Raw genomic sequence first — 21,026 nt, 5'->3', positions numbered from 1 at the left:
CTTATCGGATGCGAGCTCCTTTTTGCCGTATCGCCGGGCATGCCCGCCACGCCCCGTTCACGCTCGAGTTGTTGCTTTCCGGCACTTATTCTGTCTCCCCCCGCCGCAGGAGCGCCCCCCGCACGTTCACATCGAACACCCTAAAGGGAAAATCCCCCTTTATTCTGACCCCGCAACGCTTATTTTCCAAAATAAAAGGAAAACCTCCCTTTCATGGCGCCCGAATTGGCCGAAATGAGGCCAAACCGCCAGAATAGAGGGAGGTTTTCCCGTTCGTAAGCATAATTCGTCTCAGCAGTAGCGAATAAAGGGAGTTTTTCCCGTTTCCCCCGCCAAAGCCGGCGGCCATAGCCGGCTCAGCCGGACGACAGGCTCGGAACGCGAGCGTCAGCCCGCCGAAGTCTGAACCGAAGCCGCCTCGGGGGTCCGTTCGACCGGCGCGCCCAGCTTGTGAATGTGCGGCAGGCCGATCGACCGCATCGCGTTGCGCGTGTCCACGATCGGGACGCCCAAGGCGGCCAGATCGCCGTAGGCGAAGGCGTCGTGATCGGTGATCAGCACCATGATGTCGTAAGCGCGGAACTGTTCGAGGTTGTAGGGAACCGAGCGAACCGTCTCCCCGTCGGTATCGCGGAACGTTGCCGCATGCGGGTCGTAATAGTCCACGATCGCGCCTCCTTCGCGGAACAGCTCGTACACCTTGAGGCCGGGGGACTCCCTCAGGTCGTCCACGTTCGGCTTGTAAGCCATGCCGAGCATCAGGATGCGCGAATTGCGCAGCGACTTCGAATCCTCGTTCAGGATGTTCGCCGTCTTGTTGAACACGTAATACGGCATGTTCGTGTTAACCGACTGAGCCAGCTCGATAAAGCTGCTGTAGAACCGGTACCCTTTGGCCTTCCAGGACAGATACATCGGATCTAGCGGAATGCAGTGGCCGCCGATGCCCGGTCCCGGGTAGAACGGCATGAAGCCGAACGGCTTCGTGCTTGCCGCCTGAATGACTTCCCAGATGTCGATGCCCATCCGCTCGCACATCATCGCCATCTCGTTAATGAAAGCGATGTTGACGCTGCGGAACGTGTTCTCCAGCAGCTTGGACATTTCCGCCACTTTGGGGGACGAGACGGGCACGACCTTTTCGACGATGTTGCCGTACAGAAGAGAGCCGAGCCGCAGGCATTCCGGCGTCGTCCCTCCGAGCACCTTGGGAGTGTTATAGGTGGCATACTTCTCGTTCGACGGATCGACCCGCTCGGGGGAGAAGCAGAGGAAAAAGTCCCGTCCCGCCGTCAGCCCCATCCGCTCCAGCTCGCGCTGGATCAGCTCTTCGGTCGTGCCCGGGTACGTGGTGCTCTCGAGCACGATCAGCAGCCCTTTCTTGAAGCGCTGCTTGATCTCGGAGACGACGCTGACGATGTAGGAGGTGTCCGGATCCTGGTTGGCGCTGAGCGGCGTCGGCACGCAGATGGAGACGGCGTCCACCTCGGACAGCGCGTCGTAGTCGGAGGTCGGCACGAACCGGCCGCTGGCCAGCGCCGCCGACAGCCTCTCGTCGGAGACGTCCTTCACGTACGAACGTCCTTGCTGAAGCCGTTCCACTTTCCGCTCATCGAGGTCGATCCCCCGCACCTCGAAGCCTTGGCGCACCATCTCCACCGCCAGCGGCAAACCGACGTAGCCGAGGCCCACGACCCCGAGCTTCGCTTCTTTATTCTCGATCATCCGGTGCAAGCGCGCGGAATAAATGTTCATCCATCTTCCTCCTTTAAGCGGGTGTTGGCCGAAAATCAAGCCAGCAGTTTCTCGATGCGTTCTTCCAATTCGACGGGAGAAAAGGGCCGGGTCAAGTAGTCGTCCGCGCCCAATCCGAGACAGCGGCGAACGGCGTCTTCGGTCCGGATATCGGTGAACACGACGATCTTGCTCCGCGCTTCCGGGTCCTCTTCCTGAAGCAGCGTAAGCAGATGGTAGCCGTCGATCCCGGCCACGTTCAGGTCGGTCACGACCACGTCCGGCTTCATCTCGCGGAACAGGCGAAGCCCTTCCGGCCCGTCTCCCGCGTCCAGCACGCGGTACCCTTTCCGGCTGAACCGCTGCCGCAAAAATCGGCGCATGTCCTCGTCCCCGTCGACCAGCAGCAGCGATTGTCCGGTCGATTCGTCCGCCGGATCGGGCTCATTCCATACCGTCAGCCCGGATTGCTCCGGCTGCGCGGCGAACCGGTCCGCCAGCCTCTCGAAAAAAAGCGGGTCCCGCTCCGGCTGAGCCCCGGCCTCGGCCGCCAGCAGCGCGAACGGCCCGGGGGCCAGCTCGAGCAGCATCCGCTTGGCCATCAGCGCCGCATAGTGCGTCCGGCTCCGGGTGAAGCCGAACAGCAGCAGCGCGGCTTGCCGGCCGGCCGGATCGTAGATCGCCGAGAGCGCGCCGGCCGGCTCCGGTTCCAGTTCGAGCTCGTCCCGGATCCGGGTCACGACGCGCCGCATCGTCTCGTCATCCGTCGGGTTGAAGCGGACGAGCAGCAGGCCGAACGGCTCCGTCGCCGCTTCGCCGGAGGCCGGCTCCCGGAGCTCCTCGGAACCGCTCCCCTCTCCCTGCTTCCAATAACGCTCCAGCACGGCCTGATACATCCGCTCGTGCCAGCGGGTCGGTTCCGGTCTCGTATCGATGCCCATGGACGGTACCCCCTTCTTATTGCGTTTGATTCACGGCGGCGGACGACTCCTGGTTCCAGCTCTGCCGCGTCATGACGCCCCACGAATTGTTTTTGCGCAGGAACTCGATATGGCCCTGGAAACGCCACAGTACGCCGAGCTGGTAATAGCCGAGGAACATGAGCGCCGAGAAAACGGTCATCTTGACCAGGTCCTTCATCCGGGGATAGCGGCGAAACGCCAGCTGCTCCAGCACCAGCGAGCCGATCGCCAGCAAGTAGCCGCTCAGGAAGTTGATTCCGGCGAAGGTGAGTAACACCGGCCACTGCGTCATGTCCAAGGCGACGTAGCCGATCAGCGCCAGCAGGCCGGTCAGCTTGAAATACGGATTGAGCGTCTCGAACAGAATGTTATAAGGCACCGTCAGCAGTCCGAATACTTTGTATTTCGGCCGGAACAGCAGGTCGCGGTTCTCCAGCATGTTCTTGAGATTGCCGCGTCCCCAGCGCTTGCGCTGACTGCTCAGAATCCGGTAGGTGTCGGGCGCTTGGGTCCAGCAGACCGCATCCGGGCAATAGGCGACGCGATACGGTTTTTTGAGATCCAGCATCTGGCGGTGAAGCTTGATGATGATGTTCATGTCTTCGCCCGGATAACCGTCCCGGTAACCGCCGACATCGACGACGGCGTCCTTGCGGAACATCCCGAACGCGCCCGAGACGATGATCAGGCCGTTGATATGGCTCCAGCCGATCCGGCCGCCCAGGAACGCCTTCATGTATTCGAGCGTCTGCATCATCGGCCACAGCTTTTTGGGCAGGCGAACCTCGGCGACGACGCCGTCGCGGATCGTACAGCCGTTGGCGATCCGGACGTTGCCGCCGATGGCGACCGTCTCGGCCGGGTTCTCCATGTACACCCGGGCCATGCGGATGAGCGCGTCCTTCTCCAGCAAGGAGTCGGCGTCGATCGAGCAGATGAGCGGGTAATGGGACAGGTTGATGCCCGCGTTCAGCGAATCGGCTTTGCCGCCGTTCGGCTTGTCCACGACGTACAGGTTCGGATACGCCGGATTGTGATAGACATGGCGAACTTGCGTGCAGTCGATCGCGTATCGGATCGTCTCGTCTTCCTTAGGGACGAGCCCGAAGGCTTCGATCAGCACCTGGATCGTATCGTCCTTCGAGCCGTCGTTCACGACGATAACCTCGTAAGTATGATAGTTCAGCGTCAGCAGCGATTTGACGTTGTCGATGATCGTGAGCGCCTCGTTGTAGGCCGGGACGATCATCGACACCGGGGGCGCCGACTCCGAGCCCGACAGCGAGCGGAATCGGGAGTAGGACGCTCCCTTGATCATGGCGTAGATTCCTTTGTACGAGAAAAACAGAATCGTAAAATAAATCAAGGTCACCGTCATGACGGCGTACATGGCGACGGTTCCGTAGACGAGCAGCAACTCTCTCATGGCAAAAATCCTCCGTTCCTTCGTTCGGCCCGAAGGCCCGGCCGAGCGAGCCCGCGGCTTGCCCGAGGCGATCGCCCCGATGCCGCCGGCTCCCGGCCAGGCTTCCGGCTATACGCTTCGCACCGGCACCCAGTCGGCGCCTCTGCGCAGCGATCCGGCCTCGCGCCGGCGGCCGCTCTCCCTCAGCGCGGCGCGCGCGGCTTCCGCCTGCGCCTCCGCGCCCCGGTCGGCCGCATCGCGCAGGACGGCGAGCCCCTCCTCGCCCAGCTTCGCCAGGGCGAAGGCGCTGTTCATGCGGACCTGCCAGTCGGGGTCGTTCATCGAAGCGCGAAGCAGCCCCGCATATTCCCGCCGCCGCAGCCCGCCGGCCGCCTGCACCGCTTCGGCCCGGATCTCCGGGTCCGCATGGCCGAGCAGCCTGCGGATTCGCGCTTCCGCCAGGGAAGCGCAGTCCCGCAGCAGCAGCTTCGCCGCTTGCCGGCGAATGGCCGCATGCTCCGAGCGCGTCAGCTCGAACAGCCGGTCGCCGGAGCCGGCCGGTCCGACCTTCCGCATCGCGGCGAGCGCGAGCCGAATCCGCTCCGGGTCGCCGCTGCGCAGAAACGTCTGCAGCATCGCCGTGTAATCGAGCGGCGATTCGAGCAGAATGTCGGCGATGAGCGGCTCCGCCTCCTTCTTATGCGCGAGCAGCAGATGCGCCATTTCGCGCAGCTCCCCGGAATCGCGGGCGCACTTGGCGATCGCCCGCGCCACGATGAACACGAGCGGCCCGCTCCGCATCCGGCCGAGCAGCTCCAGCATCCTCGGCACCGCCTCGTGCGCCCGCAAGCAGCCCAGACGGTAGGCCGCGTCCAGCTTCACCCATTGAAGCGGGCTGTCCAGCCGCTTCAGCTCCCGCTCCGCGAATCCCATCCGCTCGCACAGCGCGATCAGCTTCTCCCGCGGTTCGCCGCGGAACTGCTCGATCCAAGCGATCAGACGATCCAGCACCAGCCGGTTCTCTGCTCCCTGAAGCGGTTCGGGCGGCGGGTACAGCGGATCCTCCCCGTCCAGATGGGCGAACACGTAGTCGAGCCAGTCGCCGTGCTTCGCGGAGCAGCGTTCCTCCGCGCGGCGGCGGCGAACGTCCCGCAGCTTCAGCGAGTACAGGACGATCAAGCCGAGCAAGATGATGCCGGCCAGCACTCCGATGAATCCGTAAGCGATCTGCAAGTTCGAATGCATCTCCCGCTAACCCCCCGTCTTCGGCTTCCCGCCGATTTTCTCGAATTCGTCGCGCATCTCGTCGTAACTGGGTTTAAGCCGTTCCATATAAGTGACCGTGTCCCAGCCTTTCCATGTATACTTCGGCAGCTTCGTCGCGGGATAGGTCCCTTCGGCCGTCTCGGCCTCCAGACCCTTCACCTCGTTCGTCTCCTTGTCGACGATCCAGGGGACGAAGCGGATGCCGTCGATCTTCGTCGTCTTGAATTCCTTCTGCGGCATGTCGTAGCTGACCGCCTGCAGCGAGCTCGGATCGGCCATGCCGAGCAGCATCCACGGGATGCGCAGCTCGATGAAGCCGCCCTTGTACTGCCACATGGCGAGCGAATCGTAAGCGGCGCTGGCCGGATTGTCCGTTCCCCGCCGCAGCTTGCCCGCGTTCGAATCCTCGAACGGATGGGCGTACTTCGTATCCGGGGGCTCCATCTTCAGGCTGACCGGCAGCTTCCAGTCGTTGAACAGCCCGGAGTCGTCCTTAAGCTCCTGCTTGGACATGTCGATCATGCCGTAGACGTAGCCGTACAACCTTTTCTCCATATCGTACCTGGCGGCGATCTTCACCCCGGTCTCCCGATCCGAGCCGATCGTGACCAGCGTCTCCAAACCCTCGTCGAGCGTCTTGTCCGGCAGTTCGGATCCGTGGCGGTTGCCGCCCGGCAGCGTGTCCGCTCCGATCTCGACTTTCTCCTTCGCCGGGTCGAACGGGTGGTCCAGATGAATCCCCAGATAGACATAAGCTTCATCGTGGGCCGCTTCGAGCTTGACGATGCCGGGAACGTCCGCCTTCAGCTCGGTCTTGTCCGCCGGCTTCAGCTTGTCCCAGTCCCCGTCTTCGCCGTCGAGAATGAGCTTGCCCGTCAGTCCGGAGTACATGCCGAGCACGCCGAACTGCTTCTCGTTGGTCAGCACGTTGAGCCAATAAGCTCTCCGATCCTCGGGCAGTTCCATCGGCATCGTATTCCACGTCTTCTTGAACCATTCGTCCTGCCACATGAACAGGATCGCGCCCGCGTAACCCGAATCGTGAATGAGTCCGGTCAGCTCGGCGTCGACCTTGCCCTGCTCCGTCTCGTTCTGGCCGCCCTGCGACCGTCCGAGCGGCGCGGCGTGCGAGATGCCGGCCGACGAAGGAACGCCGTATTCCGTCACCATGATCGGCATTCCTTTATGGTAGGCCTTCAATTTTTGCAGATATGCGGCGTACGTGTCCGTCTTCCCGGTCTTGTCGTCATAGCGAAAAAAGTCCGGGTAGTAAGGGTACACGTGATACGTGGCGAAATAGCCCGCGCTCCACTGGACCGGCTTCACATGCGTGGCGTCCACGCTGACCATGTCCTCGGTGAACAGCGGCTCGTTCGGATGCGACAGGACGTCGGTCGTCACCCAGTCGGTAAAGCTCATCGGGTGGCGCCAGCCGTAAATCGCCTCCGTTTTGGCCGCGTAGTCGACCATCTCGGCCAGCCAGGCCTCGAACGGCGTCGCCTTGGCGGTCGTCGCGAAGAACGGACCGACATAGCTTGCATTGTCGGGATGCTTCTTGTTCGTGTTCGCCACCATCTCCGGGTCCCATTCGGTGCCGACGCTCCATCCGAGCAGGTACGGCCCCGCATTCGCTTTGTACGTCCCTGACGCTTGACCTTGCGCTTCGGGGAGCGTCACGTCCCCGTAGACTGCCTTGACGTCGTTCTCGATCTCCTGACGGAACGCCGATTCGATGTCCGAATCGTAGGCGTCCTGCTTGGAGATCAGCTCCTCCTCCGGAGACCAGATGCCTTGGATAAAATAAAGCGGATCGTCCGCGTGCTTCCGGTTGTATTCGACCAAGCTTTCATAGAAGACCGGTTCGTGCCGGGTGTAGATCCGGATGACGTTGGCGCCCATCGCTTTGATCTCCCCGAACCAGCGCAAATAATCGCTCTTCGCGATCGGCAGTTCTCCCGGGAAATAACCCGGAAGCGTCGCGCCCAGGTTGACGCCCTGGGCGAAGAACGGCTGCCAGCTTCCGTCCCGGTAAACCTCGACGTTCTCGCCCGCCGTCTTGAACTTCAGCTGCGTGCCGTCCGCCAGCTTCTGGCTTTCCACCGACGGAACGGCGAAGACGGCGCGCTCGCGGGCGTAGAAGCCGGCTCCGGCGAGCAAGGCGGCCAGCACGACGACGCCTGTGATCAAGGCGGGGCGCTTTCTCCACCACGGCCTTCTTCGGGTTCCGTTCATCGCCGGAACCCCCTACTCGACCGTGACGCTCTTGGCCAGATTGCGGGGCTTGTCCACGTCGTAGCCCCGGGCGACCGCCGCGTAATAGGCGAACAGCTGCAGCGGAACGACCGCGATCGCCGGCATGAGCGCGGGATGGGTATCGGGAAGCGTCAGCTGCCGTTCGGACAGGGAGGGCGAGCCCGCGCCGACGATGCCGAGCACGTCGGCGCCGCGGGCCATCGCCTCGCGAACGTTGCTCGCCGTCTTGCTCATCAGCTCCGGCTGCGTCGCCAGCGCCACGATCGGCGTGCCCTCCTCGATCAGCGCCAGCGTCCCGTGCTTCAGCTCCCCGGCGGCGTACGCTTCCGAATGGATATAGGAAATCTCCTTCAGCTTGAGGGAGCCTTCCAGCGCGACCGCGAAGTCCAATCCGCGACCCAGGAAGAACAGGTGCTCGCGCGAGGCGATCTCCTGCGCGTACCCCCGGATCTCCCCGGCCTGCTGCAGTACGCTCTCGGCCTGTTCCGGAAGCTCTCCGAGCGCCCGGACGACCGGTTCGATCTCCGCGTCCGGCAGCGTTCCGCGAACGCGCGCCAGATGAAGCGCGAGCACATACAGCACAAGAAGCTGCGTTGTGTACGCCTTCGTCGAAGCGACGGAAATTTCCGGGCCGGCCCGCGTGAACAGCACGTCGTCCGCCTCCCGGGCCGCCGTGCTGCCGACGACGTTGGTGACGGCGAGCGTATGGGCGCCGCGCCGCTTCGCCTCGCGAAGCGCGGCCAGCGTGTCCGCCGTCTCGCCGGACTGGCTGACGACGATGACGAGCGTCTCCGGCGACGCGAGCGGCGACCGGTAGCGATATTCCGACGCCACGTCCGCTTCCGCCGGCAGCCGCGCCCAGCGCTCGATCGCCATTTTGCCGACGAGACCCGCATGATAGGCCGTTCCGCAGGCGACGAGGTGAACGTTCCGGAACTGCTTCAGCCGCTCCGGCGTCAGCGACAGCTCGGGCAAATACGTCCACGGATATCGCGGGAACAGGCGCCCTTCCAACGTATCGCGGTACGCCTTCGGCTGCTCGTATATTTCCTTCAACATGAAATGGTCGTAGCCGGCTTTCTCCGCCGTCGCCAGATCCCAATTGACGCGGAACCGCTGCTTGGCGATCGGATTGCCCTCGATCGTCATGAGCCGCGCTTCCTCGCGGGTCAGCACGGCCATCTCCCCGTCATCCAGAATGTACACGTCCCGCGTATGCTCCAGGATGGCCGGAATGTCCGAGCCGACGAAGTGCTCTCCGTCGCCGATGCCGATAATGAGCGGGCTGTGCAGCCGCACCGCGACCAGCTTGTCCGGCTCCAGCTCGGACAGGACGGCCAGCGCGTAGGCGCCGCGCATCCGCCGGGTCGCCGCCTGCACGGCCTGCACGATGTCTCCCGCGTAATGGAAAGCGATCAAGTGGGAGATCACTTCCGTGTCCGTCTCGGACCGAAAAACCGCCCCTTGCTCTTCCAGTTCCTTGCGCAGCTCCGTCTCGTTCTCGACGATGCCGTTGTGTACGACCGATATTTTCATCAACGTATCCGTATGAGGGTGTGAGTTCGCGTCGGACGGCTTCCCGTGAGTAGCCCACCGGGTATGGCCGATGCCGATCGTTCCGGGCGGGAGCGTCTGCCGCCCGAGAAGGCGTTCCAGTTCGGCGATCCTTCCCTTGGCCTTGACCACTTTCATTCCCTGCTCCGTGCACAGCGCGATGCCGGCGGAATCGTAACCGCGATATTCGAGCTTTTTCAATCCTTCAACCAGAATACGCTCGGACGGCTTGCCGCCGACATAACCGATAATTCCGCACAAAACCGATCACTCCTGTCCAACGTCTTTAGCACAACGTAATCACTATACCTGCGCCCCGCGGCTTTCACACTGAGAGTTTCTTAACCTCGGCTAAGGAAGTTCTCATTTTGAACGGGCGTTTGAGGACGCCCCGTCCCATCTGGTTCTTGAGACTCGTTCTTTCGGCCGATCGTGTAGGACCCGGCGCCGCGAGTAAAATCCGCAAGGGCAAATTGTCCCTTTGGCTGATTAGAAACCTGAGGAGACGGTTAAAACTTTATAACGCTTTTTCTCATCTGCCGCCGTTCATCCGTTCTCTTCGGTTCCATCCGGATCTGAAAAAAAGTTCCGTATGCGGCAACCATTAGGCCCGCCCGAACGTCTATTAATGTAAGAAGCAAGCGATCCGAAAGGGGCTGTACGAGATGCGCAAGAAGCTTTGGGGAGGGATTCTGCTAGCCGCCGTTTGCCTGCTCCCGCTGCAGGCGGTCGTGGCCGACGACAGCCGCTATCAGCCGACGAAGCAGACTCCGGACACGCAGACCGTTTATATAACCGATATCGAGACGAAGGACGGCCATACTTACGTAACGGCCGACCCGATTCAGTGGTACGAGGGCGAAGCCGCCAACCAGGCGTTCCGCGAACATGAACAGGATCCGGACATGACCGAGGCGCCGGACGGCTACTATATCGTCAACGACGTCGTCGACCCGCACACGTACGAGTTGTCTCCCGACGCCGTGGTGGAGCTGCAATACTACAATTCCACGGGCAAATGGAGCGAGGCCGACATCAACTGGAACGAACGGGTCAGCGAAGCGAAGTTCGTCTCCTTGTTCACGCCGAGCGACAAGGAGATCATGATGGGCTTCCCGTACCATCTGACCGTTCAGGACGGCAAGATCGTCAAGGTCGTTCAGCAGTACGTGCCTTAATGGCGCAGCGAATCGAGCACGAGGGGGCGGCTAGCCCCCGAGCTCTCACATCACCGTACATGGGGGGGCCCGCATACGGCGGTTCCTAAAGGTTAACGAATTTCAAGATATCGAGAAGTTAGACTCAGCAGCCCTTGGTCGCTCCAGTAGGAACGGCTGAGGGCATTATTTAGGTTTCGGGACATTTCCCAGCATCCGCGTAAGTACCGCAAGGTCCAACGCTCCACCGACTCTTAAGACTGACATATTCATTGACAAAACGTTGAATGCGCCCTACTATTAAGTTTAAATTAGTAATTTTAACTTAGCAAAATGGGAGGTCTTGCTGAATGAAAAAAAAGGAGCTTGGACGGTTTTCGGATGCATCGTATCTCATTCTTTCAAGCCTATCCAGCGGCCCAAAGCATGGATACGCCATGATGGAAGACATACGGCAGTTTAGTGGTACGCAATTGGAACCTGGCACTCTTTATGGGGCTATATCGCGGCTGGAAAAGCAAGGTTGGATTGAACCCCTTCCTTCAGAGGAAAGACGGCGGCCGTATCGGATTACAACAGATGGCGCAGCGGTTCTTCGCGAACAAGTCGCAACGCTGGAACAAGTCGTTTCCGTAGCGAAAAACCGTTTGTCTGCTCTGGAGGGATTATAATGCATTGGTTACTACGTCTTTATCCCCGTATTTGGCGTGAGCGCTACGAAGAAGAAATGTTGGCGATGCTTGAGGATCACAAAATCACACCGGCTACCGTATTTGATCTGTTGATTGGCGCGGTAGATGCGCATTTGAATTACCGCCGTGTCGAAGGTGGGAAAAGCGAGACGGCGAACCTCGTACGATCGGGGATCCTGATGATTTTTTGGGCGTTCTTGTTATTTGGGGCGGGTGGATGCTTGCTTCAAAGAATCGCCGATCCGATGCCGATCTTCCAGCAAGAAGCCTCAACTTTTCCGGCGATTGGATTCGTGTTTGATGCAATCGTCATTTTGGGGTGTATGGCGAGCGTGTCTTTTTTGGCGGGTGGATTGCTTTTGATTTATATGTCGGTAAGGCGAGGCGTCACCGGTAAGCAAAGTGATATTTTAAAACGCTTCGGGATTGCGATCGTGTGTTTGATTTTATTTGCGGTAACGGCAGTTTGGGGAATGCGGACTCCTCAACCCTCCCTATTAAATGAATTTCTTATGCTTTTTGCTCTCCTCTTTATTGCAGTCGGCACCGTTGCCGTATCGCAAATGATTGCAAGAACCGAATTCATATTGTCGGAACTGAAATGGGTGTTCATCCCTAAAATCATAATTTCATTAAGTATGATCATTTCGTTGGTTCTAGCAATCGTTTTTATTATTATGATCATATCCCATGCACCGCAACTCATTTTTTCACAAGATATGGACCGCCAAATGTTTAGTATGACAGGGGTTATATTCATGGCATTAGGAACCATTTTTGCTTCACTTGGACTCAGGCGTGGAGGGATCGATCTGGCGATATCTCCTTGATTCCCGGAGTTGCGTAACGAGGATAGGCGGTTCGGGAATCCAGGATGACATTTGATTATGAACGCCCATATATTCAGTCAAACTTAGTAATTTAAACATAATAAATGCCGGCTGAGTTATGGATTCACTTTCGACGCAAGAGAGCCGCTCAGCGATGGCGACCGTTTGGGCTCCCTATTTGGAAAGGAGGCAACCGCTTGCTCAAGCTTCGTCCGCATTCGCTTCGGAACGCCGCCTCCATACTCGCCTTCCTCGGGCCCAGTCTGGCCGGCTTCCTGCTGTTCTATCTCGTGCCGTTCGGCGCGGTCGTCTACTATTCGTTCGTCGACACGCCTGTGCGGAGCCGCTTCGTCGGATTCGACAACTACCGGCTGCTGTGGGAGAGCGCGTCATTTCGCAAGGCGTTCGGCAACTCGCTCGCCTTCGCCGGCGTCAGCGTTCCGATTCTGTTCGCCGTCTCGCTCGCGCTCGCCTTGCTGCTGAGCGGTGCCCTGCCGCTGCGGCGAACGTTCCGTACGGTGTTCCTGCTGCCGCTCGTCGTGCCGGTCGCTTCGATCGCGCTCGTCTGGCAGGCGCTGTTCCACTGGAACGGAGCGATCAACGGCGCGCTTGCCGAATGGGGGCTGCGGCCGACGGACTGGATGAACACTCGCTGGTCGTTCACCGTCATGGTGGCCGTCTATATCTGGAAAAACGTCGGCTACAACCTCGTGCTCTTCCTCGCCGGACTTGCCAATATTCCGGTGGATCAGCGCGAAGCCGCGGCCATCGACGGCGCCGGACCTTGGCGGCGGTTTTGGTCGATCACCTGGCCGGGCCTGGCGCCCGTCTCCTTCTTCGCGGTCGTCATGTCGATCGTCGGCTCGTTCAAGGTGTTCCGGGAGACGTATCTAGTCGCCGGCGCCTATCCGAACGACGCGATCTACACGCTGCAGCACTTCATGAACAACAGCTTTCAAAATCTGGACTACTCCAAGCTGACTTCCGCCGCCTTGCAGCTCGCGATCGTCATCGGAGCCGCCGTCTATTTGCTGTTCCGAGCGGAGCGGCACGTCCGTGAGGGGGCGGAAGGATGATGGCCTGGACCGCCTCTCTGCGCCGCACCGGTGCGTGCGCCAAACTGGCGATATTGATTGCGCTGTGCGCCGCCACCCTGTTCCCGATCGCCCTGACCGTGACGAACGCCTTCATGTCGGAGCGGGAAATATCGCATCACTACGGCGCGCTCGCGGACAGCGGGGATACGAGCGCCGATAAGGACGCCTCGGCGATGCCGACGAAGCATGTGTCGATTCGTTGGATTCCCGAGCGCGCGACGCTGGAAGCGTTCGGCGACGTGCTTTTCAACCACGCCAAGTTTCTGACCTTGTTCTGGAATTCCGTCAAGCTGACGGCACCGATCGTGCTGGGGCAGACGGTCGTCGGCACACTGGCCGCGTATGCCTTCGCCAAGCTGGCGTGGCCGGGAAGAGACAAGCTCTTCTTCCTGTATCTGCTGACGATGCTCATGCCATTCCAGGTGACGCTCGTCCCGAACTACCTGGTCGCGCAGAAGCTCGGCATGCTGCCCTCCTACGGCGCCATCATCTGGCCCGGCGTGTTCGCCGCGTTCGGCGTCTTCCTGATGCGCCAGTTCACGGCCGGCATTCTCGACGTGTATCTGGAGGCGGCGCGGATCGACGGAGCCGGACACTTCCGCTCCTTCGTCCACATCGTGCTGCCGCTCGTCAAACCGGGCATGACCGCGCTCATGCTGCTGGCGTTCACGGACAACTGGAACATGGTCGAGCAGCCGCTGCTGTTTATCGCGGAGCCGTTCCGTCAGCCGCTGTCCATCTATTTGGCGCAGATCGCCGAAGGAGACCAGGGCGTCGCATTCGCCGCTTCGGTGCTGTACATGACACCGATGGTGCTGCTGTTCCTGTATGGCGAAGATCAATTCGTGGAAGGCATTCAGCGATCCGGGGTCAAAGGATGATCCGGCGGGAGGAGAGGAGGAAGCGATGCATCGGAGAAAAATCGCGCTGCGCTGGGCCATCGGCGTGTTTTTCGGCAGTTTGCTTGTGCTGACATTTCTGTCCAACACCATTCAGAGCCTGACGCTGCCGAAGGTGGCTGTCGAGACGCCGGACACGGGCAGCCTCGACCTGAGCGTCGATGCGGAAGGCTACCTGCAGCCCGCTTATACGGCGCAGCTGATTCCGCTCGGCAGCTGGACCGTCAGCGAAGTGAAGGCCAGGAAGGGCGACCGCGTCAAGAAAGGCGATTCCATAGTGACGTTTGACACGACAACGACGCAGCGATCGCTCGAAGACGAGCAGGCGCGCCGCAAGCAGGAGCAAATCCGATTGGAGCAGTTGCAAGACGCCTTGAAGCTGCTGATGAGGGGCGACGACCAAGACGCCATCGAGCGGCAGAAGCGGGATATGGAGTCGCAGCAGCTGAGCCTGGACATGGAGCAGCGCAAAGTCGAAGAGTTGGAGCGGCAAATTAGCGACGGTCAGGTGCTGCGCGCGCCGACGGACGGCGTCGTGGAGTCGCTGAACGTCGAGGCGGGCGCGAACGTATCGCCCGGCCAGCCGGTAGGCACGATCGCCAGCGACGCTTCCGGCTATCAGTTCGTCATCTCCGCTTCCGGCGATGCCGGAGACGCCCTGAGCATCGGGGACAAAGTCACCGTGCAGGTCGACGGCGCGGACGCCCCGCAGACGCAGACCGCGGCGGGCGTGCGCGGCAAAAAGGCGCTCTCAGGCCCGGATGTCCGCCAACTGCAAGGGACGATCTCCACCATCGAGGAGGGCGGGGACGGCGCCGATTCGGACGCCAAGCGGGTGACGGTCGACATCAGTGGAACCGACCTGTCGCCGGGCCTGAAAGCGACCGCCTACATACCGCGGCAGAGCCAAAGCCCCGGTCTCAAAATATCGACGGACGCGCTGAAGTCCGATGATAACGGCACGTACGTTTTCGCCGTCACCGACAAGGAAGGTCCGCTCGGCTCGTCCTACTTCGCGGAGAAAGCCTACGTGACGACCGGGGAGCAGACCGACGATACGGTCCTTATCTTGAACGGCCTCGGTCCCGACGAACGCGTCGTCACCGACGCAAGCGAGCCGCTCAGCGACGGCGATCGCGTTCGATTAGAATAATCTTGCATTTCACCTGAAGGAGGAACGAACGAATATGAGAAAGAAATTAATCAAATGGGCGGCCGGCGCCTCATCGATGGCGCTGATCGTCTCCGTGTTTACAGCCTGCTCCGGCGTCAACGATCCCGACGCCGCAACGGATGGCACAGCTTCCGCCGCCGCGTCGGCTTCATCCGATGTGAACGGCAAGCAGACGCTCGCCGTGTCTACGCTCACCGAAGACCGCTTCCTGAAGGATGCCGTCGATCGGTTCGAGAAGGCACATCCGGACATCGACGTACAAATCCGGGAATCGGTGCCGATGGACACGAGCGACGGCAAAGGGACGAGTAAGATGAGAGCCGGCGAAGAAGGACCTCCGGCGGCGGACCGAGACAAATATGTCAACTCCGTCGGCACGGCGCTCTTGTCCGGCAACGCCGCGGACCTGATCTCCATCAGCTACTTGCCCGTGGACAAATACTTGGCCACAGGCATGTTCGCGGACTGGAGCCCGATCGTCAGCCAAGATACCGACTTCAACATGGGCGATTATTACGTTCATGTTCTGCAGGGTATTACCGACGCCGACAAAGGCTGGTACGCGATTCCGATCGATTACACGCTCAACGTCTTGATCGGGAACAAGCCGGCAATCGATCAGGCGGGCGGTGTCGACGACAAGACATGGACGTGGGAGCAGTTCATCGCCCTATGCCAGAAGATCGCGTCCACGCCTAACGCGGACGGAACGACGCCGCAGGCGTTGGGAGGCTTTAAGCCGGAAGATGTGCTCGTCTATTTGACGACGACAGTGTACGATCGGCTCGTTACCAAGCAGGGCAGCATCTCGTCGTTTGACGAAGCGGCATTCAAGGGATACCTGGAGCAAGTGAAGCAACTGTATGACAGCGGCGCCGCATCAAGCAACCTCGGCAATACAAGTCAGGTGTTCTCGCCGATGACCATGCAGATGATTCAAGATTTGGCCATACTGCCAAAGGTCGTCGGAGGGGGCGACGGCGAAGTGCTGAGTCCGCCCGGCTCAGGCCAGGATGAAGGGCTTCCTTTCGATTCCGATCTGGCGTTCGCGCTCAACGACCGCTCCAAGGTCAAGCCGGCCGCTTGGGAATTCATCAAATTCCTGCTCTCGGAAGAGATCCAATCCTCTGCATCGATGATGGCGTTCCCAGTCAATCAAGTGGCAGCCAAGACGAGGATGGATGATTTCTCCAAGGAGTTGCAAAGCGGCGGTGACAAAATGATGTTTCAGCCAGCCAATGGGCCGGCGCAATCGCTTTCCATTACCGATGATCAGATGAATACAGCGCTCGCCTTGCTTCCTTCCGTCGGCAAATACGAGCGCAAGGACGACAAAGTGATCGGCATGATCAAGGAAGAGACCGCTTCCTACTTCTCAGGCGGCAAGTCGTCGGACGCGGTGGCGAAAGCCGTGGCCAACCGAGTCCGCACGTATTTGAACGAGTAGGCGGCGGACCGGCGCCGTTCGTGCGTAGATAAGAATGTGTCATCTTGCCGCCCCGCGCTTGCCCAAGTTTACGGCTGCAGCCTTTGGCAGCTTTGGATTTCGTCAATTGAGGGTGACTCATCGGGCTGCAGCCGCCTCAAATGGGATTCGTGTACCTCATGCGGCAAAAGCCGAAACCCGACCATGCGATACGATGTTTCGGATCGCATGGTCGCGGCGTTCTGCCGCAGACGTCTCCGCATGCCATGTTTTGCATCGCATGCGCGCCAAGCCGGCTCGGCCTTTCTGCGCTTGGGCTACCGCTATACCGTTTCGCCTGCCGATTGCCCTTAGCCCGGCTGTCAGCCCTGCACCGCGGGCTCCATCAGCGTCAGCCGGCCCCGGTCCGCGTCCAGATGGACGCAGGCGCCGATCGGAACCGCCGCTTTGTACTTGCCGTGTGCGGATGCCAGACCGGTCAGCAGCGGTTTGCCGAGCGGAACGATCGTCTCGTCGATCAAATTCTCGTACGTCTTGCCGTAGGCGTCCACGCAGTTCGTGCATTCGCCCATGACGATGCCCTTGCAGCTTTGGAACTTGCCCGCCAGCTTTAGCTGCTCGACGTAGCGGTAAACGGTGTTGACCGGCTCATGGGTCTCTTCCAGCAGCAGGATCTTGCCGTCGGTGTTCACCTCGTAGGGCGTGCCGAGCGAACCGACGAGCGACGTCAGGTTGCCGCCGACGATCGGCCCGCAGGCGCTGCCGGGCACTTTGCCGACCATGGCCGGCACCTCCGGCGGGTTCGCGATCGGGCGAGGAGCCGCGAGCGAAGACGCCGCCGAGAAAAACTGCTCGAAATTGTAATTCGGCGTCTCCGCCTTGAAGTCGATGAGAAGCAGGCTGTGCAGCGTAATCAAGCCGGAACGGCGGTATAAGGCGTTGAGCAGCACGGTGATATCGCTGTAGCCGCTGATCAGCTTCGGGAAGCGGCGAATGAACGCGTAATCCAGATAAGGAAGAATGCCTTCGACTCCGACTCCGCCGCGCGAGGGGAGAACGAGCTTCACCGCCGGGTCGGCGAACATGCCCATCAGATCCTCCGCCCGTTCCCGGTCCGTGCCGGACAAGTATCCGTTCTCATCGTACACGTGCCGGCCGATCTTGACCCGGAAGCCCATCCCCTTCAAATAAGCGATGCGCTCGTCGATGACGTTCGCGTCCAGCGGACTGCCGAGCGTGACGATGCCGATGGTGTCGCCTTGGCGCAGCGCGGGCGGGCGTATCGCCATGTAGCGCCACCTCCGATCCGTGGAAGGTTCCTTTCCTTCCATGGATATGATGCCGGGCGGCGGATTACGCCTCTTCCTTGGGCAGCGGAACAGCCCCGGCGGCGGGCGGAGCCGACGTCTCCGCAGCCGGTTCGGCTCGGCGCTTCTCTTCGTTGCGCATGATGACCAGGTTGCGGAAATAGATGAAGATGCCCGGCGTCTGCCCGATAATAAAGACCGGGTCGCGACGGTAAATCGCATAGACCGACAGCATGCTGCTGCCGAGAATGCTGAACAGCCAGAACGAGCGGGTGACGACGCTTTTTTTGGCTCGTTCGCTGGCGATCCATTGAATGACGAACCGGCCGGTGAACATCACCTGGCCGATCATTCCGAAGACGATCCAGAGCAGCTCCCGCACGGTGAGATGGCCGGTCAGTTGCGCCCACATGCTACTCGCCCCGGATCCGGTACCGGATGACCCGCCGTCTCAGCCAGCCGATGACGAACGCGTCCATCAGGCTGACGAACAGGCGATTGAACATCCCGTATTTGGAGGAACCGTATTCCCTTGGCCGGTGCCGCACCGGGACCTCGATCACCCGGAACCCGTTCATTCGGGCCAAAGTGGGAAGGAAGCGGTGGAACCCTTCATATAAATAGAAGCTGTTCGCCACTTCCTTCTTCATCAGCTTCATCGGGCAGCCCGTATCGCGGATCCGGTCTTGCGTCACCCAGTTGCGGAACCCGTTGGCGATCCGGGACGACACCCGCTTCAGCCAAGTATCCCGCCTTTCCGTCCGCATCCCGTTGGCCAGATCGTATTCCCGCATATAAGGCATCAGCGTGAAAATATCCGCCGGATCCGTCTGCAGATCCGCGTCGATCAGGGCGACGTAGCGTCCGTCCGCCTTGCGCAGCCCGGCCCAGATGGCCGAGGTCTGGCCGCAATTCCGCTCGAAGTGATACGCCTTCACTCTCGCGTCCGCCGCCGCGATCGCGTCCATCCGCGGCGCGCTGCCGTCCGTGCTGCCGTCGTCGATCAGAACGATCTCGTAGTCGCTTACTTTTCCCCGGACCGCTTCCGAGACCGCTTCGTACAACCTGGCCACGTTCTCTTCCTCGTTAAAGACAGGTACCACCACCGAAAGTTCGACCATAGCCCGCTCCTTTGGATCGAAGGATGGACGGCCCGTTGCCGAGTCGCTATTGCCTCTTACGATGTATATGTACCATCTTCTCTTTCCTGACCTGGGGGCGGAAGAAACTTGGCCATCCCGTTCGGATTACCGGTTTTTTCTTTTTCTCCGCCGGTATAGGAGCAGCAGCGCCACGATCAAAGCGAGGGCCGCCAGGCCGCCGGCCGCATAGGCGATGCGCCGCACGTTCGGCACGTCATAGGCCGCCGCGAACGTCTTCGTTCCGCTTAGCGGCAGATGCCACACCAGCGTCCGCCCGCCGTCCCGCGTCTCGTCGGCGTTGCTCGAATGCGGCTTGATCGGGGCGGTCAGCGCGAAATCGAGATCGAGCTGGGACTGCAGAAGTTTTCTCGCCAGCCCGGACAGCCCGGTCAGCTTCTGCGCCCACTCGCTCCCCCCGCTCTCCAGCAGCCGATCCATGTCGACCGTCACGACCGCATGCTGCGTGGAGTAGAAAAAATGCGCGGTTCCCGACTGCTCCGCTTCGATGCCATCCGGCAAGCTCAGCGGACCGCGATCCATGTCCCGCAGATCGAACCGGCGGTTCGCCTTCAACCCTTCCCGGCCTTCCTCGCTATAGGTTCGAACGTTCAGTCCGCTGGACTTCAGCCGATCCGCCAGCTCGTCCATCAGCCCGCTTCGCCCGATAAGTCCGAGCGTCCCGTCGTCGATCGACAGGTCCAGGTCCAGATCCGCCGTGCCGTTGGCATGGACCGTCAAGTGCGCTTCGCCCTTCGCGCACGAAGCCAGCAGGATGGCGCAGACCAGCAGCAGCGAAGCCGCGCCCCACGCTCGCCTCCGGCGTCGCTTCATGCCCGCTGCACCTCGAGCTTGCGCTTGCGAAGCAGCAGCAGCGCGGACAGGATCAGCATCGAGCCGTTGAGCACGAACACCCACTTGATCGGAATCCAGCCGCCGAGCACGCCGCCGAGCATCGGCCCGATCATCGTCGCCAGCTGCGTCGACGACTGGTTCAGGCTGAACGCCCGGCCCCGGAACTCCGGCTCCGTCACTTTGACGATCAAGGCGTTCAGTCCCGGATACACGCCTGCGAAGAATAAACCGTACACAAACCTCAGAACGCCGAACTCCGCGAAGCTTCCGACGAAAAATTGCAGCAGATTGCCGATGCCGCCGCCGAGCAGGCCGATGACGAGCACCTTCACGAAGCCGATCTTGCTGCCGATGCGCCCCCATTGAGGCGCTGCGATCAGCGTGGCGATGCCGACGGCCGAGAACGCGATGCCGGACAGCAGGGAAGCCTCGTCGGGATTGGAGCCAAGCTGCATGACGTAGACGGTCAGCAGCGGTTCGAGAATCATGACGGACGACGTGCTGATCGCCACCAGGCCGAGCAAGGTGACGAACGTCTTGTTCGTCCATGCGGTTCGGATGTCCTCGCGAATCGACTGGCGCTTCGCCTTGCGGTCGAAATTTTCCTCGCGGACGAAGAACGTCGCGATCAAAGCCGCTACCAGCACGACCCCCGACGAGAACAGGAACGCCTCGCGGTTGCTTGTATAATGGCTGATCACGCCGCCCACGAGCGGTCCGACGATGCCGCCCGTCGCGCCCGCCGTCGCCATGATGCCGAGCGCGTAGCCGGTGTGCTTCTCCGGCGTGTTCGTCGCCACCAGCGCGATCGACGCCGGGACATAGCCCGCCAGCAGCCCTTGAAAGATGCGCAAAACCAGGAATGAGTACGGGTCATAAATAAAGTAAGTCACCAAGTAAAGAACCGCCAAGCTGTAGCCCGAGCGAATGAGCATCGGCTTGCGCCCGTACTTGTCTGCCAAGGAGCCCCAATACGGAGCGATCAAAGCGCTTGCGAGAAACGTAATGCCGAACGAGACGCCCGACCAGGCCGACAGATGGCTGTCGATGCCGAGGTCGTTGTGCAGGAACAGAGGGATGAACGGGATCGAGATCGAGAACGCCGAACTGCAGAAAAAAACGCCGAGCCAGAGCACGTACAAATTTTTTCGCCACGGAAATTCCATCGTCTGCTTCCTTCCTGTTGCTTTTGTCCGCTAATCGGTTAATCTCATCATAACACAATTTTCCTGGAGCGGACGGTTGACTCTCCCCTTGGGGGAGCCCTTATCGTTGA

At 60.8% G+C, this 21,026-nt stretch carries 18 protein-coding genes; 7 read left to right on the top strand and 11 right to left on the bottom strand.

The features are described from left to right. Positions 1 to 387: 387 nt before the first annotated feature. The 6 genes from H7C18_RS03555 to glmS form a co-directional block, all read right to left on the bottom strand. The gene (locus H7C18_RS03555; RefSeq protein ID WP_185127624.1) at positions 388 to 1,755 is read right to left on the bottom strand and encodes a nucleotide sugar dehydrogenase; all 1,368 of its coding nucleotides are present in this window, start codon (positions 1,753 to 1,755) and stop codon (positions 388 to 390) included. Positions 1,756 to 1,790: 35 nt separating this feature from the next. After that, positions 1,791 to 2,675 (bottom strand): response regulator transcription factor, encoded by an 885-nt coding sequence (locus H7C18_RS03550; protein WP_185127623.1) that lies wholly within the window; start codon positions 2,673 to 2,675, stop codon positions 1,791 to 1,793. 16 nt (positions 2,676 to 2,691) lie between these two features. Next, the gene (locus H7C18_RS03545) at positions 2,692 to 4,122 is read right to left on the bottom strand and encodes a glycosyltransferase family 2 protein (protein WP_185127622.1); all 1,431 of its coding nucleotides are present in this window, start codon (positions 4,120 to 4,122) and stop codon (positions 2,692 to 2,694) included. Positions 4,123 to 4,230: 108 nt separating this feature from the next. Next, positions 4,231 to 5,346: a HEAT repeat domain-containing protein gene (locus H7C18_RS03540; RefSeq protein WP_185127621.1), complete on the bottom strand. Its 1,116-nt coding sequence runs from the start codon at positions 5,344 to 5,346 to the stop codon at positions 4,231 to 4,233. A 6-nt stretch (positions 5,347 to 5,352) separates the two neighbouring features. Next, the gene (locus H7C18_RS03535) at positions 5,353 to 7,599 is read right to left on the bottom strand and encodes a hypothetical protein (RefSeq protein WP_185127620.1); all 2,247 of its coding nucleotides are present in this window, start codon (positions 7,597 to 7,599) and stop codon (positions 5,353 to 5,355) included. A 12-nt stretch (positions 7,600 to 7,611) separates the two neighbouring features. Further along, positions 7,612 to 9,435: a glutamine--fructose-6-phosphate transaminase (isomerizing) gene (gene glmS / locus H7C18_RS03530; RefSeq protein WP_185127619.1), complete on the bottom strand. Its 1,824-nt coding sequence runs from the start codon at positions 9,433 to 9,435 to the stop codon at positions 7,612 to 7,614. A gap of 404 nt (positions 9,436 to 9,839) precedes the next feature. Between glmS and H7C18_RS03525 the strand changes: the two genes are divergently transcribed. The 7 genes from H7C18_RS03525 (at position 9,840) to H7C18_RS03495 (ending at position 16,470) form a co-directional block, all read left to right on the top strand. Next, positions 9,840 to 10,352 carry a hypothetical protein gene (locus H7C18_RS03525; RefSeq protein WP_185127618.1) on the top strand — a complete coding sequence of 171 codons (513 nt, stop codon included), beginning with the start codon at positions 9,840 to 9,842 and terminating at the stop codon, positions 10,350 to 10,352. 329 nt (positions 10,353 to 10,681) lie between these two features. Then, positions 10,682 to 11,002: a PadR family transcriptional regulator gene (locus tag H7C18_RS03520; RefSeq protein WP_185127617.1), complete on the top strand. Its 321-nt coding sequence runs from the start codon at positions 10,682 to 10,684 to the stop codon at positions 11,000 to 11,002. After that, the gene (locus tag H7C18_RS03515; RefSeq protein WP_185127616.1) at positions 11,002 to 11,853 is read left to right on the top strand and encodes a hypothetical protein; all 852 of its coding nucleotides are present in this window, start codon (positions 11,002 to 11,004) and stop codon (positions 11,851 to 11,853) included. The genes H7C18_RS03520 and H7C18_RS03515 overlap by 1 nt, the downstream gene beginning before the upstream one ends. A 197-nt stretch (positions 11,854 to 12,050) precedes the next feature. Further along, positions 12,051 to 12,929 carry a carbohydrate ABC transporter permease gene (locus H7C18_RS03510; RefSeq protein ID WP_238357439.1) on the top strand — a complete coding sequence of 293 codons (879 nt, stop codon included), beginning with the start codon at positions 12,051 to 12,053 and terminating at the stop codon, positions 12,927 to 12,929. After that, positions 12,926 to 13,831, top strand: coding sequence for a carbohydrate ABC transporter permease (locus H7C18_RS03505; protein ID WP_337912820.1), 906 nt, complete (start codon positions 12,926 to 12,928; stop codon positions 13,829 to 13,831). Before H7C18_RS03510 ends, H7C18_RS03505 begins: the two co-directional genes overlap by 4 nt. Before the next feature lie 25 nt (positions 13,832 to 13,856). Then, positions 13,857 to 15,002: an efflux RND transporter periplasmic adaptor subunit gene (locus H7C18_RS03500; RefSeq protein ID WP_185127614.1), complete on the top strand. Its 1,146-nt coding sequence runs from the start codon at positions 13,857 to 13,859 to the stop codon at positions 15,000 to 15,002. Between the two features lie 34 nt (positions 15,003 to 15,036). Continuing rightward, positions 15,037 to 16,470 carry an ABC transporter substrate-binding protein gene (locus H7C18_RS03495; RefSeq protein ID WP_185127613.1) on the top strand — a complete coding sequence of 478 codons (1,434 nt, stop codon included), beginning with the start codon at positions 15,037 to 15,039 and terminating at the stop codon, positions 16,468 to 16,470. Positions 16,471 to 16,811: 341 nt separating this feature from the next. Here H7C18_RS03495 and H7C18_RS03490 read toward each other — a convergent pair whose 3' ends face one another. From H7C18_RS03490 to H7C18_RS03470, 5 genes are all read right to left on the bottom strand, one after another. Next, entirely contained in the window at positions 16,812 to 17,738 is a 927-nt protein-coding gene (locus H7C18_RS03490; protein WP_185127612.1) for a S66 peptidase family protein, read from the bottom strand. Positions 17,739 to 17,802: 64 nt separating this feature from the next. Then, positions 17,803 to 18,168 (bottom strand): lipid-A-disaccharide synthase N-terminal domain-containing protein, encoded by a 366-nt coding sequence (locus tag H7C18_RS03485; RefSeq protein ID WP_185127611.1) that lies wholly within the window; start codon positions 18,166 to 18,168, stop codon positions 17,803 to 17,805. Position 18,169: 1 nt separating this feature from the next. After that, positions 18,170 to 18,877 (bottom strand): glycosyltransferase family 2 protein, encoded by a 708-nt coding sequence (locus H7C18_RS03480; protein ID WP_185127610.1) that lies wholly within the window; start codon positions 18,875 to 18,877, stop codon positions 18,170 to 18,172. A gap of 126 nt (positions 18,878 to 19,003) precedes the next feature. Beyond that, positions 19,004 to 19,729, bottom strand: a complete 726-nt coding sequence (locus tag H7C18_RS03475; RefSeq protein WP_185127609.1) for a hypothetical protein — start codon at positions 19,727 to 19,729, stop codon at positions 19,004 to 19,006. After that, positions 19,726 to 20,916: an MFS transporter gene (locus H7C18_RS03470; protein ID WP_185127608.1), complete on the bottom strand. Its 1,191-nt coding sequence runs from the start codon at positions 20,914 to 20,916 to the stop codon at positions 19,726 to 19,728. The genes H7C18_RS03475 and H7C18_RS03470 overlap by 4 nt, the downstream gene beginning before the upstream one ends. Positions 20,917 to 21,026: the final 110 nt, after the last annotated feature.

The sequence above is a fragment of the Cohnella zeiphila genome (genome assembly GCF_014212055.1).
Lineage (GTDB): Bacteria > Bacillota > Bacilli > Paenibacillales > Paenibacillaceae > Cohnella > Cohnella zeiphila.
This window is presented reverse-complemented; position numbering and strand designations above follow the sequence as displayed.